19 protein-coding genes, 1 tRNA gene and 1 pseudogene are annotated in these 14,752 nt (G+C 65.3%); 6 read left to right on the top strand and 15 right to left on the bottom strand.

Going from position 1 to position 14,752, the window contains the following annotated elements:
* Positions 1 to 134, top strand: a pseudogene (locus BrevBR_RS16240) (5-aminolevulinate synthase); the annotation flags it as partial.
* Positions 135 to 180: 46 nt separating this feature from the next.
* Here the strand turns inward: BrevBR_RS16240 and BrevBR_RS16235 are convergent.
* From BrevBR_RS16235 to BrevBR_RS16195, 9 genes are all read right to left on the bottom strand, one after another.
* Positions 181 to 765: an alpha-ketoglutarate-dependent dioxygenase AlkB gene (locus tag BrevBR_RS16235; protein WP_340001640.1), complete on the bottom strand. Its 585-nt coding sequence runs from the start codon at positions 763 to 765 to the stop codon at positions 181 to 183.
* 7 nt (positions 766 to 772) lie between these two features.
* Positions 773 to 979: a hypothetical protein gene (locus BrevBR_RS16230; RefSeq protein ID WP_340001639.1), complete on the bottom strand. Its 207-nt coding sequence runs from the start codon at positions 977 to 979 to the stop codon at positions 773 to 775.
* Positions 980 to 983: 4 nt separating this feature from the next.
* Positions 984 to 1,196, bottom strand: coding sequence for a hypothetical protein (locus BrevBR_RS16225; RefSeq protein ID WP_340001638.1), 213 nt, complete (start codon positions 1,194 to 1,196; stop codon positions 984 to 986).
* A gap of 2 nt (positions 1,197 to 1,198) precedes the next feature.
* Positions 1,199 to 1,378: a hypothetical protein gene (locus BrevBR_RS16220; RefSeq protein WP_340001637.1), complete on the bottom strand. Its 180-nt coding sequence runs from the start codon at positions 1,376 to 1,378 to the stop codon at positions 1,199 to 1,201.
* A 33-nt stretch (positions 1,379 to 1,411) separates the two neighbouring features.
* Positions 1,412 to 1,555 (bottom strand): hypothetical protein, encoded by a 144-nt coding sequence (locus BrevBR_RS16215; protein WP_340001636.1) that lies wholly within the window; start codon positions 1,553 to 1,555, stop codon positions 1,412 to 1,414.
* 2 nt (positions 1,556 to 1,557) lie between these two features.
* Entirely contained in the window at positions 1,558 to 1,716 is a 159-nt protein-coding gene (locus BrevBR_RS16210) for a hypothetical protein (RefSeq protein ID WP_340001635.1), read from the bottom strand.
* Entirely contained in the window at positions 1,716 to 1,895 is a 180-nt protein-coding gene (locus BrevBR_RS16205; protein WP_340001634.1) for a DUF3606 domain-containing protein, read from the bottom strand. The genes BrevBR_RS16210 and BrevBR_RS16205 overlap by 1 nt, the downstream gene beginning before the upstream one ends.
* Before the next feature lie 234 nt (positions 1,896 to 2,129).
* Entirely contained in the window at positions 2,130 to 2,888 is a 759-nt protein-coding gene (locus BrevBR_RS16200; RefSeq protein ID WP_340001633.1) for a Crp/Fnr family transcriptional regulator, read from the bottom strand.
* Positions 2,885 to 3,190 carry a hypothetical protein gene (locus tag BrevBR_RS16195; protein WP_340001632.1) on the bottom strand — a complete coding sequence of 102 codons (306 nt, stop codon included), beginning with the start codon at positions 3,188 to 3,190 and terminating at the stop codon, positions 2,885 to 2,887. Before BrevBR_RS16195 ends, BrevBR_RS16200 begins: the two co-directional genes overlap by 4 nt.
* Before the next feature lie 406 nt (positions 3,191 to 3,596).
* On the opposite strand from BrevBR_RS16195, the gene BrevBR_RS16190 reads away from it, so the two are divergent.
* Complete coding sequence (locus tag BrevBR_RS16190; RefSeq protein WP_340001631.1) at positions 3,597 to 3,821, top strand: hypothetical protein; 225 nt, start codon at positions 3,597 to 3,599, stop codon at positions 3,819 to 3,821.
* A gap of 185 nt (positions 3,822 to 4,006) precedes the next feature.
* Positions 4,007 to 4,082, top strand: a tRNA-Thr gene (locus tag BrevBR_RS16185).
* A 186-nt stretch (positions 4,083 to 4,268) separates the two neighbouring features.
* On the opposite strand, the gene BrevBR_RS16180 is transcribed toward BrevBR_RS16185, so the two are convergent.
* Positions 4,269 to 5,951, bottom strand: coding sequence for a recombinase family protein (locus BrevBR_RS16180; protein WP_340001630.1), 1,683 nt, complete (start codon positions 5,949 to 5,951; stop codon positions 4,269 to 4,271).
* A gap of 7 nt (positions 5,952 to 5,958) precedes the next feature.
* A complete protein-coding gene (locus tag BrevBR_RS16175) occupies positions 5,959 to 6,399 on the bottom strand; it encodes a DUF2924 domain-containing protein (protein WP_340001629.1) in 441 nt (146 codons plus the stop codon).
* A 552-nt stretch (positions 6,400 to 6,951) separates the two neighbouring features.
* Here BrevBR_RS16175 and BrevBR_RS16170 point away from each other — a divergent pair.
* Positions 6,952 to 7,305 (top strand): hypothetical protein, encoded by a 354-nt coding sequence (locus BrevBR_RS16170; protein WP_340001628.1) that lies wholly within the window; start codon positions 6,952 to 6,954, stop codon positions 7,303 to 7,305.
* Positions 7,306 to 7,439: 134 nt separating this feature from the next.
* Positions 7,440 to 8,039 carry a hypothetical protein gene (locus tag BrevBR_RS16165; RefSeq protein ID WP_340001627.1) on the top strand — a complete coding sequence of 200 codons (600 nt, stop codon included), beginning with the start codon at positions 7,440 to 7,442 and terminating at the stop codon, positions 8,037 to 8,039.
* Positions 8,040 to 8,165: 126 nt separating this feature from the next.
* On the opposite strand, the gene BrevBR_RS16160 is transcribed toward BrevBR_RS16165, so the two are convergent.
* From BrevBR_RS16160 to BrevBR_RS16145, 4 genes are read right to left on the bottom strand one after another with little or no spacing between them, the layout of a single operon-like run.
* Positions 8,166 to 8,987: a hypothetical protein gene (locus BrevBR_RS16160; protein WP_340001626.1), complete on the bottom strand. Its 822-nt coding sequence runs from the start codon at positions 8,985 to 8,987 to the stop codon at positions 8,166 to 8,168.
* Between the two features lie 39 nt (positions 8,988 to 9,026).
* Positions 9,027 to 9,485: a very short patch repair endonuclease gene (locus tag BrevBR_RS16155; RefSeq protein ID WP_340001625.1), complete on the bottom strand. Its 459-nt coding sequence runs from the start codon at positions 9,483 to 9,485 to the stop codon at positions 9,027 to 9,029.
* Positions 9,486 to 9,517: 32 nt separating this feature from the next.
* A complete protein-coding gene (locus BrevBR_RS16150) occupies positions 9,518 to 10,390 on the bottom strand; it encodes a NaeI family type II restriction endonuclease (RefSeq protein WP_340001624.1) in 873 nt (290 codons plus the stop codon).
* 46 nt (positions 10,391 to 10,436) lie between these two features.
* Entirely contained in the window at positions 10,437 to 11,402 is a 966-nt protein-coding gene (locus BrevBR_RS16145; protein WP_340001623.1) for a DNA cytosine methyltransferase, read from the bottom strand.
* A gap of 191 nt (positions 11,403 to 11,593) precedes the next feature.
* On the opposite strand from BrevBR_RS16145, the gene BrevBR_RS16140 reads away from it, so the two are divergent.
* On the top strand, positions 11,594 to 14,665 hold the full coding sequence (locus BrevBR_RS16140) for a hypothetical protein (RefSeq protein ID WP_340001622.1): 3,072 nt from the start codon (positions 11,594 to 11,596) through the stop codon (positions 14,663 to 14,665).
* Positions 14,666 to 14,752: the final 87 nt, after the last annotated feature.

The raw sequence follows: 14,752 nt of genomic DNA, 5'->3' as shown, positions 1-14,752 counted from the left end.
TGCCCAAGGGCACCGAGCGGCTGCGCTTCACCCCCTCGCCCAACCACACCGACGCCATGATGGACGACCTCGTCCGCGCCATGGACGCCCTGTGGACCCACTGCAACGTGGCGCGACTGCCTGTTGCTGCCTGAGGCGTCAACAGACCGGGCCAGGATCGAGCGACTGAGCGGACGACTGTCAGCGCAGCGTCCGGAAAGTTACGGAGTATCGTAGCCGGTCCCCCGGCATGATGCTGTGCTGCCAGTGCTCGCGCACCTCTCCGTCCAGCAGATAGACTGAGCGAGGCTGGAGCAGGACGCTCTCTCGCCGCCAGCCATCGCCGTGCGGGCGGCGGAACCGGAGGATGCAGGCGCTCGCGAACGAGATCCCAATGACCTTGCCGTATTCGGGCCGGTCGCGGTGCCAGCCGATCCCCGCGCCCGGCGGGTATTCGGTGACCAGGGCCTGAACCAGGGCGTCGTCGTCAATGTCCGCAACCGCCGCCGCGCGCGCCTTGAGAGGCCGCAGCCACTCCGGAACGGTCTCGGCCGTCTTCACGCGACTATGAGTGAAATCGTATCGGGAGCCGAACGCCACAGTCTGGCGGTTGCCCTTGAAGCCGCGGAAGTCGAACGGCTCGAACGGCAGCTTTTCAAACCGCCCCACAAGCGCTGCCTCCTCGTCCCGAGAAACCAGATCGGGCCGATAAACGAACCCCGGGGGCGCACGCGCCGCATCCTCGAACAGGGGGAGGGTCGCGGCGGATTCCGATTCCGGCGGCATGCGCGGTTCAGGCGTGGGGCCGACCAAACGGAGCAGGCGCCGCTTGGCCGCTCCCGGCCTCGGCCTTGTGCTCGATCCGCCCGGTCTCGACCTCGGTCCGTGAGAAGACCTCCTCCTGGCCGTCCTCCAGCAACTCCTTCCGTGACCCGCCCTGACCCCCGACCACGAGGCCGGGGGTGTCGTCGACCGGGGATGTCTTCCGTTGGTCCGACATGGCGTCAGACAGGCTGATCGGGGTGGGTCTGAGTGCCGGCCGGCAAGGCGTCGACGTCCTGATACGGGTCGTCGGTCTCTTCGATGGACAGGATGGTCTCGCCTTCCGACATCCGGGTCATGGCGGCGTCGCCGGCCTGGACGTCGGTCTTCGAGGGAACCTTGAGAAGGCGGGTTTCACCGCCGGGACGCCCGACCGTGACTTCGTAAATGCGCATGGTCATGTCCCGAACCCACCGGGCCCGCCGGCTCCCGCCGCGCCCTCCCCGCCCGTAGCCGGTCCCTTGTCGGTCCGGGCGGGCGCGGGGGCGCCGTCCGATCCCTGGTCCGGGCGGCGTTGTCCATCGCCCTGCTCGCCATCGCGTCCGATGGCGTCGGACCGGGGTTGAGTGTCAGTCATGGGTTGCTCCGTAAGTTTATTGCTCGTTTGAAGTCACCCTCGCCGCCGGCCGAGCAATGGCAGGCCGAACAGGAGAGGCAGGGCGAAGAAGACGAGATGCCCACCGGTCGCCAGATAGACCAGGACACTGATCAGAATGGCGGCGAGAGCGACCAGCAGCAGGGTCGTGCCCCTCATTTTCAGTGGTGTCCCGTCATGCCCTTGGAAGGGTCGTCAGAGGGGGTGTCGGGGTCGAGCTGGTCGTCCGCCTTGCGGCTGCGCAGCCACGCCCAGATGGCCACCGCGAAGATGAGCAGCGGACCGCCGACGGTGACCAACGCCCAGGGAAAGGCCTCCATCACCGACCCCGCAGCTCGCGTTCGACGTCGTCCGCCATATTGCCGACCTTGCCGACGGCTGCGCGCAGACGCTCCTCGCTGACGCCATACTTCTGGCTCCAGTCGCGGACCTCATAGTCGTCGGACAGGCTGATCCGCTGACGGTCCTGGCCTCCGGTCTGGTTCTTGTCATCGCTCATGGCGAAGCCTCCGATCGTGTAGATTCCGGCCATCGCATAGACGGGGACGCGGGCATCGTGTTCCGGGACGGCCATGGGACTGAAACGGGCGGGAAGCGTGCCGGTTCTGTCGCAACCCGGACACAAGGTTCGATTCATTGGGTCCGGGCAGTCCGCTTCTGTCGCGTACGGGACGCAGGAATCGTCGATCCGGTCGCCCGGCCCGAAACGCCGCCCGGATACTGAGGCCCGCGGTCAGGCCGGGTCCAGTCCGAGCGCCCGCGAGCGATTGCGCTGCATTTCGTAGCATTCACACGAGGTCCGTTCGAGGAGTGTCCGGTCCGTGATGCGGATCGCGCCTCTGAGATAGTCGATCGCGCCGGCGGCCTTCAGCTCCCCGGCGGCTTGATTGATCGTCGTGCGCTGCATTCCCATCAAGGCGGCGAGATCCTGCTGGGTGATCTCCAGCCTGGTGCCCTGGCTGCGATCGTCGAACATCAGAAGCCACCGCGCCAGCTTGGCCGTCGAGCGGTGAACGGTGTTGCATGCCGCCGTCTGCGCCGACTGGGCCTGGTAATCGTGCACCAGCCGCACCAACAGGGCGCGCAGATCGGCGCTTTCCCGGGCCTGGCTGCGCAGTACTGCGGCGGGGAGCGCCAGAGCCGAGCCAGGGATCTGGACGACCACCTGCCAGGCGCACGGCGCATCCGCGAGAAAGGGCGCCAGACCCGACATGCCCTCGGAACCGACCACCGCGGTCTCGACGCTTCGCCCGTCCGTGAAAATGGTCAGGTTGCACAGCTGTGCGGACAGCGGAAAATGCACCTCCTCGACCGCGGACTCCTGCTCGATGAGTACCTGACCCTTGCGCAGTTCCACCTCCCGCATCCGGGGGAGCATGGCGGCGAGGTCTTCCGGCGCGATAGCCGAGAGGAATTTGTTTCTCAGGACGGCGGCCATCAGTGAACCTTCCGCGTCCGCGGGGACGGACTCCATAAAGCGTGACAGCTTCATGGGTTGCCCATCGGTCCCTGCGCGGTGAACCCGGCGGCGCGGTCCGCAAGGCCCGGCACGCCCGGAGGCAGGACGTCGTCGTCCTCGCCCGCGGGCGGCACGCACAGGAAGCAGCCGGCGCAGACGCCCGAGTGGAGTCCGAGTTCCAGCTCGGCCGTCTCCCCGGCTTTCGCCCGTCGGCGCGCCAGACCCTTGCCGGCGTCTTCCGCCGCGCGGCCGGATCGGAAGACCATTGGATTGTCCGCGCCGGGTGTCTCGACGGCCCAGCCGTCAGCCAGCGGTCTGACCAGTATTTTGTCCATCGCTCACTCCGCCGCCGAATTTGAGCGAGCGCCCATGCAGGTCGCCGCCGGAGACGCGCAACGGAGGCATGGGGGCGTCGCTTGACCGCAGTAGCGGGTCCCGGATCAGGCGTAAGTCCGGACTCCGACAGAGCCTGCGGGAACGCCACGTTTGAATATCAAGCCGACCATGTGAATTCGGCGCGCGGCGCCATGTCGGGCGACCAGCCGGGCGGGACGCCCGTGTCGCGGCCGCGCGCCCCCGTTCAACTGGCGGACTGATCGGCGTCAATTGTATGTGCGCTGCCCGGTCAACAGCTGAGCATCGCGCCGCGCCAACGGCTGGGCCAGTGTCCGAATCCCGGCAGACGACAATGCGTCAGGAGCGGTTGATGACAGCGTCAGCCTTGACGGACGGAGAGGGGATGTGACGTATTTTTGCTTTATCGAATCATCGATCCTGTCAGTGCCGCACATGGAGCCGCTGGCGGCCGAAGATGCGGACGCTGCGACAGAAGAAGCCGGGGCGCTGCTCGCGCGGCACGCCAGCGGATATGCCGCTCATGTCTTTGTCGACGGCCAGAGGGTCGTGACCGTGCGGCGCGAGCAAGACAGCCGGCCGCCAGACCCCGGAACAGTGGCCCCCGCCTGATCCGCAACACCGAACGATTTCACAATCGACGGGTGACCAGGACCCGCGTCAGAGACGGGGCCATCCTGACCCTGCGCGCCTGTTCGCCGTGAATGTGATCGACAGTGAGCGACCTGAGTGCGAACGAGAACGCGCCTTGACGTCCGTCACGCCGCCCCAGCATAAGGGCGCCCGTCGCGACGGCGGCCGGCTTAGCTCAGTTGGTAGAGCGCCAGTTTTGTAAACTGGATGTCGCGGGTTCGATTCCTGCAGTCGGCACCATCAAATCAATAACTTACGCCTACGCCGCAAGTCTCTGGTGCATTCCGGGGGCACACCGGGGGCACAAAAGTGGGGTGCATTGGTTGCTTGTGCAGGCGGCGCCACCCCGTTTCAGGATAGTCCAAAACTGCTATGGCTTGGCACCGGAACGGACGCCCTCGCTCTGAAAAGGCGACGCGTTGCCTGCTAGGACGGTATGTCCGGAGTTGATGCTCCGGCATGTGGCGGATCTGGCTGCGCCTTCGTTTCGAAAATGGCCCGTTGACGCTCCCAGTCTGACGGAAGCGGACACATTGCCAGAAGCTCGCGCGCCGTCAGGCCCGACGGCTGGCGACCACGCAGGATCTGGAGCTGGAGATCCGGCGCGAGAAGTCCGAGTTCGATAACCTGTTCCACGTACCGGGGCGTCACACCGACCTGACGTGCGAGGTCGGCGATGGAGCTCGCCTCACCGTCCAGCAGGCGCGCCAGCCACCCGGACGCCTTCGCAAGCAGCCGAACCAAAGCAGGGTCCGGAGCCGCGGCTCGGAACCCGTCAGTGTCGAGCATCACCGCATAGTTCAGCCGCAGGCGGCGTAGATTGATGGCGCAGCCGATCTCGTGGATTCGGGGCGACGCTTTCGGCTCGCCAACCAGCGCCACCAGGTCAAATCTGATCCGAAGGGTCTCGCGCGAGTAGATCACCGTCACGGCAAGATCCGCGAGCGCTGTCCTGACGATCGAAGGAGTCGAGGCTTGCAGCTTCTCCAGCCAGACGGACATCCGCTCGGAGGTGACACTGAGGTCACCGGCCCCCGACGCGCGAAACAGCGCGATGCGATGGTGGGGTTCGATCAAGTGCCGGACCAAGGTGTTGATGACGGCCCCCTCCAGACCCTTGGCGGGCAGGTAGACGCGGGGACGCCCGGCTTCGCGCGGGGCCATATAGTAGCGATAGCGCCGACCGTGCCGATCAGCGCCGGTTGGAGTGAACCTCTTGCCGCTCTCATCGAACACGCGTCGCGGGAGCAGACTGGGTTCCTTCATCGTCTCGCCTGTCCGCCGGAGGCGGCGCTGCCGGGCGAGGACGGCGGCGGCCGCTTCGAACTCGGCGGTCTCCACGATCGCTTCATGCCGCCCTGGGTAAAGCACGTCCTTATGGCGAACGAGGCCGACGTATAGAGGGTTGCCGAGCAGGTGGTAGAGGCCGTTTCGGCTGAGTGGGCCGCCGCCGGATACCCCCCTGATGCTGTGCCGGCGCTTGCTCAAGAGGCCAAGTCGGGCCGCTTCTTCCTGAAGCCGTTCGACACTTTTCAGTTTCAGATAGAGCTGGAACAGCTGTCGGACCGTTCGCGCTTCGGACGGGTTCACCACCAGCGAGCGGTTGGAGACGTCGTATCCCATAGGAGGCAGACCGCCCATCCACATGCCCTTGGCCTTGGACGCCGAGATCTTGTCCCGGATGCGCTCCGAGGTGACCTCTCGCTCGAACTGGGCGAACGACAGCAGCATGTTGAGAGTCAGCCGACCGACCGACGTCGTTGTGTTGAAAGATTGGGTGACGGATACGAAGGACGCTGACCGTGCATCGAGCGCCTCGACAATGCGGGCGAAATCCATGAGCGAACGGGTGAGGCGATCAATCTTGTAAACGACAATGATGTCGACGAGCCCATCCGCCACGGCCTGTAGGAGCCTCTGAAGCGCTGGACGACGCATGTTGCCGCCGGAGAACCCGCCGTCGTCATAGGTCGTATCCAGAAGACGCCAGCCTTCGTGACGCTGGGACTCAACATAAGCCGCGCAGGACTGCCGCTGCTGATCGAGAGAGTTGAATTCCTCTTCGAGCCCCTCATCAGTGGATTTGCGCGTGTAGATGGCGCAGCGCATGCCGTGCTCAGGACCGATCGAGGCTTGGGTTGGCATAGACGCTGGTGCGGCTTCGCAGACCGAAGAACATGGGGCCGTTCCAGTGGGTGCCGGTAATCACCCTCGCGACCCGCGTGAGCGACCTGAAGACGTCTCCGCGGTACTCGAACCCTCCCTCGCACGCGGTCACCTCGTAGACCTCCCCCCGCCAGACCCGGACGAGACGGACGCCGGGCGCGAGCATCTCAGGCTCGTTGCGCCGCCTTTTCGCAGGGGAAGGCGCCCAGGCTGCGAGATCTCGGAGGACCTGTGGGTCGAGGCCGCCGTGCGCCCGGGCCTGAGTTTGATGACTCAGAATCCGGGCGAGAAGCTGGCGCGCAATGTCGGCAGGAGCGTCGTGGCCAAAGAGCCCCCGCCACTCCTCCTCCAGCTGCGGGCGGCTGAGCTGGGCGATGGCTGCGCTGTCCATGAAGTCTCAAGATTCCGGCCGGGATGCACCGGCGACTCTAGAGACCGATGAAAGGCGGGATTACCCTTGATCGAGGTGCCCGAAAGCTGTGGATCGTCGGCCGGACGCCTATTCCCTGACCCGCAAACAGCCAGTGCCGCAGGCCGACGCCGTAGTGATTATCCCCGAGGCCCGGGATCGGTGTCAGGGCAATCGGCCGGTCATCGCCGAGACGCGCGCCTGCACCGTGTTAAGAGTCCCCAAAGCGCCAGGATCGGACATCAGTGGTCACCGGATTTTAGATGCCCATAAGCCAACCAAAGTCCGTATCTGCCCGGTGGCGGACTCTCTGTCCGCCACGCGCTTTGTTTTTATTGGTGTTTTGAACCCAATCCGGCCTCACCCACCTAATTACCCGCCATTTCTCGTGTGCCTGGGGAGTCGGTTTCTCGCTGTTTCAGAGCGGTTCATCACTTTCCGCTGACTCACGTCCTTGGCGCCAGCCGCCATCCAGGATGGCTTCAACCGTGTGTTGGTCCTATCAACACGGGATGGGCCAAAAAGGCGCTGAGGATGATGCGGATGACTGCACCGAGCAAGGCAGGGAAGCGGCTGTATGTGGCCAGCCTCCAAGGCGGAAACAGTCATCCGGAGTGGAGCAGCTTCTACCACAACGTCAGCCACCTGAACGGGAAGTCGCCTGACTATGGTGGGATAAACAATGTTGCCGTGTTCTCGTCTCACCACGATCCGGCAACGGCGCTGTTCTTGTGCCGGGAAGATCTCACTGACGAAAAAAGCGTAGAGGTGCACGAGATTACCGCGGCCACTCTGCTTTCGGATCACTGGTTCTACCGCCAGCTCGTGCAAGACTATTTCCTGCCTCACGGGACATACCCGGCGATAGGCAAATCGCTCCCGGAATAACTCCGCCGGGTGTGGTTCAGGCATGTGCGCAGATGCGTCAGTTTGAGAACTTCGGCGACCAGAGGAATGCGGGTCATTGCGTTCACTGCGGTGGCGATGACGCCACGCGGGACCACGTTCCGTCGAAGGCCTTCTTGGACCGCCCGCTGCCGGACAACCTCCCCGTCGCTCGCGCCTGCCTCAAGTGCAACAACGGCTTTTCGGAAGATGAGGAGTATCTCGCCTGTCTGCTGGAGTGCGTCATCAGCGGATCAAGTGATCCCAGCCAGCTAGGCCGTCCGTCGGTTGCTCGCGCACTCGAGCAGAACGGCAAGCTCCAGAAGCTGATTGAGTCTGGCCGCAAGGAGTCCGGCTCGGGACCGGTGTGGGATTTCGACGTCGCACGCGTCCGGAGAGTTCTCCTTAAGCAGGCGCGGGGTCATGTGGCACATGAACTGAACGAACCTCAGCTTAGTGAGCCTTCGGGATTTTGGTTCGGACCATTAGAGAGCTTGAATGACGCACAGCGCCAGCCATTCGAACTGGGTGAACCCGACGACTGGGAAATTGGGGGTTGGCCGGAAGTTGGCTCCCGAGCGATGCAAAGGCTGCTGATTTGTGGTGATCAGGCCTATTCGGAGCCGTGGCTCATCGTTCAAGACGGAAGGTATCGCTACCAGGCCTACGGCGAAAATGGTTGGACCGTCCGCATGGTGCTTAGCGAATATCTGGCCGGCATCGTGGTCTGGCAGTAGTCGCCGCGGACCTTAGATCTAGAAACAGCGAGCGCTCTATCGGACGCCGCCCCCCCCTGCTGGAGAGGGGCTATCCCACCCCATAGGGAGCGAAGACCTTGGCAAGCGGGCCATTGGGTAGCGGGTCTATTTCCAGCCGCTCGTTTGATCGATCAGCCAAGCAAGTGACTTTAGCTGGCCTTTCATCTCACGTTCCTGAAGGCCCTCGGTGATCAGCCGCGGCTCGAAGTGGACACAGGCGGCGAGAGGCGGGTTCGGGTGATTTGGGGCCGTATGCGCCAGGACCTTCTCCAGCCGGGCAGGCATGAACTCACCCACCCATGCGTACTGCTGGCAGTGCGGGTTTACCCTCATTGCCGCAGTCATGTAGGCCATAGCCTCTTCGACCACGTCGACGCGGTCGTGCCGGAACCGCCATCTCGATGAAATCAGCGCGACGGTGGCTGGTCCCCTGCGGGCGACGATGTCTATCCGGGAGTTCGGTGATCGCGTTGAAAACGCGTGGCCGCGGAACTCCAGCTTCGGATCGACTTCTTCCTCGTAAGAGATGTCTGCGTCGCCGAAGAGCGTCAGAGCTTCCACGAGCATGCTGCGGAACGCGTGGCCTACCAGATTATGCGGCTGAGCGAACCGGAACCTTTCGTCGGCCCAATACAGGCCGATGTGACTGCATAGCTCATCCCGGTCGAAACCCAGTTCGGCCGAGAGGAAGTCACCAAGCTGACCGCCGCGCCGCATCGCGGCCGATCCGGCGCGGAACTCGTTGGCTTCCTTGAAGTAAACAGCGTCGTTGCTGACGATCCAGCCCTCGGCCTTGCTCCGCCAGGCTCCGCAGGCCAGCAGAAGCGAGGCGATCGGCTTCCAAGCGTCCGCTGCGCCATAGCCGTGATGCTCGATCTGCGCCCGGTACATCCCCGCAGCAGCTTCAGCATTCTTCGAGCGCGCCATTCACCGTTCCATGCTGGCCGCGGTGCAGAATCGGGGCCGTCATCCCGACATATCACCCGAACCGGCGCCCGTCCTCCGGGCTGGGAGACCAAGAAACAGCTTAAGGGTTTCAGCGAGGTCGGCGCCCCGCCCGATATCGCACTCCCACAACGTCAGCACCCGCCAGCCCCGCCCTTCAAGCTCCGCCTTGCGGAGGGCATCGCGCGCGACATTGGCGTCCAGTTTGGGGTTCCAATACTCCGGCCGGGACTTGGGGCGGCGGCCGTCGGGACAGGCAGGATCGGGGTGCTGATGCCAGAAGCAGCCGTGAACGAAGATCACGGCCTTACGTCCGGGAAAGACCAGGTCGGGCTTCCCCGGAAGATCCTTGCGGTGGAGCCGGTACCGGTAGCCGAGCGCGTGAGCGGCACGGCGCACCGCGAGTTCAGGCGAAGTGTCCCGGCTGCGGATTTTCGACATGTTCGCGCTGCGGCGCTCTGGCGTGATCTTATCGGTCAAGTGCTTCGCTCCAGGCGGGCGTGCCGGCTGCGTCAGCTCAGCTGGCCTGCAGCGGTTAAGAGCGCCAGCTCTTCGTCCGTTTCCGGCGTCAGGGAAATGAACTCCTCAACGCTCACCGGACCGAGCCGCAGGGCGGTGATCAAGGCTGCGTCGGTTCGCCCGGAGAGAAGGGCGATGCGCTCGCCGAGCAGGAGGTCCCGCGCGCCCCCGTTGCGCCGCAGCCGTTTCATGTAGTCGTGCTGCTGTGCAACGGCCTGGACCTGCAGCCGTGACACCGGCTGGCGCTGGAGCTTGGCGAACAGGAGGGCCAGCCGGGCGCTTGCGCTGCCGGCGGCGAATATCTCTTGCCGGGCCGCGGCCGGGAGCACTTCCCAGAAATTAGGCGGATACGGATGGCGCCGGAGGAGCCACCAGATGTTGAACGTCCCCGCAGCGGACAGTGTCTTCTTCGCGTCCCGGTTCTGACCGGCGTTGAGGTAGGCGGGACGCACGACAACCAGCCCTGCGTCGCAAAGCGCGGCCGTCTCGTTCAGGCGCAGCAAAAGGGCCGGATGGCCATGGCTTTCCAGTGGGATGGTCCATGCCCGCTGCATGGTGTTCTTGATATCGACCTCGACGCCATCGATGGAGAGGTCCAGAATTTTGCCTTTCGGCAGTTTGAGAAAGTCCCGGAGCAGGATCTCGATTTTGGTGCCCAGGTAGGTCTTCTCGGTCTTCTCGAGCTCGCTGATCGTAAACCGGTTGGTCCGCGGCGCATCGATCACTTCATCGACGGCCTGCCGGAACAGGGGCGGCAATCCGCTCTTCAAGCCCGCGGCGCCGCCCGCACGGTTTTCGATACCCGCCGCGAGCGGCGCGAGGATGGCGTAGTCCGGGTGCGTGTCGGGAAGCGGAAAGGCGCTCATGGAGCGAAGCTTGCAGCGGCTCCGCTTCCGGTTTGCTTAACGGCCGTCAGCTTGCGAGGCGATGGATCTTGCGGGTCTCGATCGCTGTGCGCAGGCTCGCCGCGACCGCGCGCGCCACGGGCGGCGGGAACGCGTTGCCGACTTGACGGTAGGCCGCAGTCTTGCGGCCGTGGAACCGCCACGCATCATCGAAGCCCTGGATCCGCGCGGTCATCGGCACCGTCAACCGGGGCATGCCGACAAAGTCCCTCTCTGGCGCCTCATCGGCCAAGCTTATGCCGTTCACGCCCAGCGCGGCCCACGCCTTTCTCGCGCGTGTTGGCCCCAGATCGGGACCTCCATGCTTCTTCGAGCCTCCGACGAGGGTTGGCGCGATCTCGTCGGCGCCCTGCGCCCAAGCCTTCGCGCCGCGCCAGCCGTTGGCGGCCATCAGATCCTTCAGGGTCTCGCCGACTGTGGGCGCGTCGAAGGGCGAAGGCGCGGGCCATTCGAAGTTGTCTTTGTACTGGTCCTCGATCGCAACGATGACCACGCGCGGACGGAGTTGCGGCACTCCGTAGTCGGACGCATTCAAGAGCCTCCAGTGCGCCTCGTAGCCAAGCGCCTTGAGCTCGTTCTTGATGAAGCCCCGGTAGTCCTCGAACACCGCATCCAGAAATCCGCGGACGTTTTCAATCATGATGGCCTTCGGCCGGATTTCGTCGACCAGCCTGATGGCGGCCGGAAAGAGGTTGCGTTCGTCGTCCCTCCCGAGCTGCTTCCCGGCCACTGAAAACGGCGGGCAAGGCAACCCGCCCGCCAGAAGATCCACGCCCTTGTAGGGGCGGCCGTCGAAGGCCGACAGGTCCTCCTCGTGGACCGTCCACTCCGGTCGGTTCAGCCGCAGCGTCTCGCAGCAGTTCGGATCAATCTCGACCACCCCTTCGTGCCCGAAACCGGCAAGCTCCAGTCCGCGGGCCTGACCGCCCGCGCCGGCGCACATTTCGAGCGATGTGAGATTGCCGCTGCTCATCGGAGACTCCTGATTCGTTCTCTCAATGTACCGCACTGCTCGCGGCAAATCTCAATGGGAAACGCTCCCGGATACGCGGGCGGAGCGGCCGCACGACCGGATTTGACGGAGGGGCGCGCGTAAATGCCGGGGTGAGCCGAGTGTTGACGCACTCCCGGGGATCGAGTTCATTCAACCTTCGGGGGAAGGGTATGACGGCGTTCAGCGTAGAGAGTGTCACGCCTACTGCAGCGGCAGCGGGGGGGAAAGCGGCGGTCAGCTATCAGGCCGTCAACGACGCGATCAACAGCGTGCTGTTCGACGGGCGGCACAAGCTGGCGCCGGTCTATCTCGACATCGAAGGCGAGGCCGAGGAGGAAATCGCCGCGCTTTTGAACGTACCCGCTGCTGATTGCGGCCGGGTGATCGCCGCCGGCGCGGCCTCAAGTCTCAAGTGGAACGCTGGCGATCCCTTCTCATGGCATCTGGGAGAGCTGGACGCCTGGGACGAGCTCGACCGGCCCGGGGCGCCCCCGTTCACGGCGCTCCTGGCGGCTCTGTCGCTCGCCGCCGAACGGATGCGGGCGGACGAGGAATACTCCGCGCAGAACTATTATGAGCGCCTGTTTGAAGTGCTCGGCGTCACCAGCGAGAGCCGCAAGACCAGTCTGCGGGCCAATGCGAAGTCCACCCGGCCGCTCTGGCTCGCTCTGAACTTCTGGCTCCAGGAGCACGATTTCGATTTCGGGCGTCCGACCGCCAAACGCATCAACGACTGGGCATACGCAAGCTACGCCCTGTCCCAGGCGCTCGTGCGGGACGCGGACCGTAAACGCTTGCACGGTCTCTTCGCCCAGTTCGGCTTTGCGGCGCATGAGACGCTCACCGACGCCGAGATGACGCTCTATCTGCATGAATGGATGGGCGGCGCGTCTCCTTCGGCCTGGCTCAAACGGATCTGGAACACACCGGACCTGAGACCGCGCGTCGCGGCCGCCGCCTGTGCCGAACTCGAGGCCTGGGAGGGCGACAACGCGGTCCAGTCGGGCCCGCAACGGCGCCGGTTGAGCTGGGCCGCCTCCCTGGAAGTCTTTCCGCGGCCGCGCCTCCGGATGTTTCTGTCCGCGGCCGGCGAAGGGGGCGGCGAGACGATCGGCCTAGCCCTGTCCCCGGACGCCCCGGCCGCTGCGCGGGCCGCTTTCGAGGATTGCGGCGATGGTCTTTGGCTGACGCCGTCATCGAGCGGCGAGGTGTCGATCATCGAGCCCGTCCAGGACATCGCTCTCAGCCCGCTGATGCTTGCCGCCTTCGAGCTTCGCTCCCCCGCCGGCGAGTTCGCTTTCCACAGGGCGGCGCGGTCTATTGTGCCGCTCGTCAAGCTGGATACCGGCGCCTTCTACCGGGAGGTGTCACGGGTCTCGTTTCTGCGGCCGCACCTGGTTCTATGCCATGAGAAGTGGACGGAACGGGTCACCCAGCTGCTGACGCTCAACGCCCGGAAAGGCTTCCGCTGCTGGACCCCTGAACTTCTCCCCGGTCTCCCGGAAGACTGGGTTCTATTCAGCGGCGTCGAGATGCTGAGGGCCTCCGCGTCCAGCGTCGGAGATCTTCAGGCGCTGATCCCGCTCGCCGAGGGCGTCGCGCTCGAGATGGCCGGTGGACTGAAGCTGTCTCAAGGCATCTGGCACACCGGCGCGCCGCCCGAGATCACGGCGACGGCCGCCGCCGGGCCGTTCCGGCTGGAACTGACGGACCCGCACGGGACCGTTGGGGACGCGAGTGAAACGGCCAACGCCTCGTGCCGCCTGACGCTTGAGGCCCGTCCAGAGCGTGACGCCGCCAACTTCACGGTGACAGCCCTGGCTGGCGGAAGGGCCCGGCGTGACACCAGCCTCTCCCTGCGGTCAGCCAGCCATCCGCGCCGCCTGCCTGACGCAAGCCAAGTCCGGTTCTACCGCGCCGGCGACGGCCCTGCCGGATTCCTCGGCGCGGGGGCGATTGCTGATCCGCTGCGGCCGGGCCTGGATGTGCTCGGGCTTCATCTGCGCGGCCCGTGGCCGGCCGCCATTGAGACAGCAGCGGGGTTGGGTCCGGACCAGGGCGACCTGGCCGCCGGCGAGGATGAAGTCCCCGCGGAGCACACCTCCGTCTATCGCCTGGACAAGGCCCTGGGCCTTCAGGAAACATGCGTTCTGCGCGGGTATCACTCTTGGGACTGTCAGCCGTTCAACTCAGGTGACGACCGCGATGGCGACATGTGGATGCGCTGCACCACCTGCGAATACCGTGTGCTCACCCGTAACAGGGGGCAGCATAAGAAAGGGCAGCTCCGGAAAGGCGCGGGCAAGACCACGACAGCCGCCAAGCCGCCCGGAATGGCGCCTCGCGCGGGCGCGGCGGCCGGCCCGGACCTCATACTCGACGCGCTCTGCTATCTGGGTGCAGGTTCTTGGCGCAAGCTGCAGGATCTGGCCGGATCGGACAGTCGCTCCCCACTTGAAGTGCAGAGGTTCTGCGCCGCGGCCGTGGCGCTCGGCCATATCGATGTCAGCCTGGATCCCCGGCTTCGCGCGCCCCTCAGCTGGATCGTCGCCCCTCCCGTACTGGCCTTCAACGGGACGGGTCAGGCATTCCTCGCGGGGTTCAGAAACACCGGGCTTGTCGCCGCTCTTGACGACCGGCTGGGGGCCGCGGGCGGCAAGCTCACGCGGATGGATCAGCCCGATGCCCCAGCGGCGCTGATGTGGGGCGGGCTTACGCCGGCCTCGGCCCGGGACGCCGTCGCCGGCCTGTCGGATCCCCACGGCCGCCCCATCACCGTATCCGCGGGCTTTACTGCTGCGATCGCGAGCCAGGGCCCCGATGCGGACGCGCTGGCTTCGGCGATGCCCCCGATCCGTCTGGAGAGCGTGAGAGATCTTCAGCGGTTCGACCCCGGATCCGGATCCTGGCGGAAGGCTCCCGCGATCGATCAGCGGGGAGCCTACCGCGGCGACTACGGCGGGCGCCGGTACGTGTTCGCCGATGAGAATGGACAGCAGCGCGAAGGATCCTTCGCCCTGGTCAAGCTTATGGCCGCCCGGGCGGCCGGCCTCCGGCTTCATGGATACAACGCGAGTTCGCGCGTGTTCCAGGCTGTACTCGGCTGCGAACCTCCCGGTCTCTATCAGCGGGCCCTTGTCTCTGCGTCAGGGCTGATGCCTGAAACCGCGGGCGGCCGGCTTTCCTATCGCGGCGTCGCTCCCGCCGACGCGGCCCTCATCCTGTCCAAGCTTTACACCTAGGTTCCCATGACCTCTCCGACGCCCGGCAACGTCCTGAGCTATATCCAGGATGCGTATCACCGGTACTATGACACCGCTTTCTGGCTT

Origin of the sequence: Brevundimonas sp. BR2-1 (genome assembly GCF_037626195.1) — a bacterium.
Classification (GTDB): Bacteria; Pseudomonadota; Alphaproteobacteria; order Caulobacterales; family Caulobacteraceae; genus Brevundimonas.
Note: the sequence above shows the minus strand (reverse complement) of the source record. Positions and strands in the feature narration are given on the sequence as shown.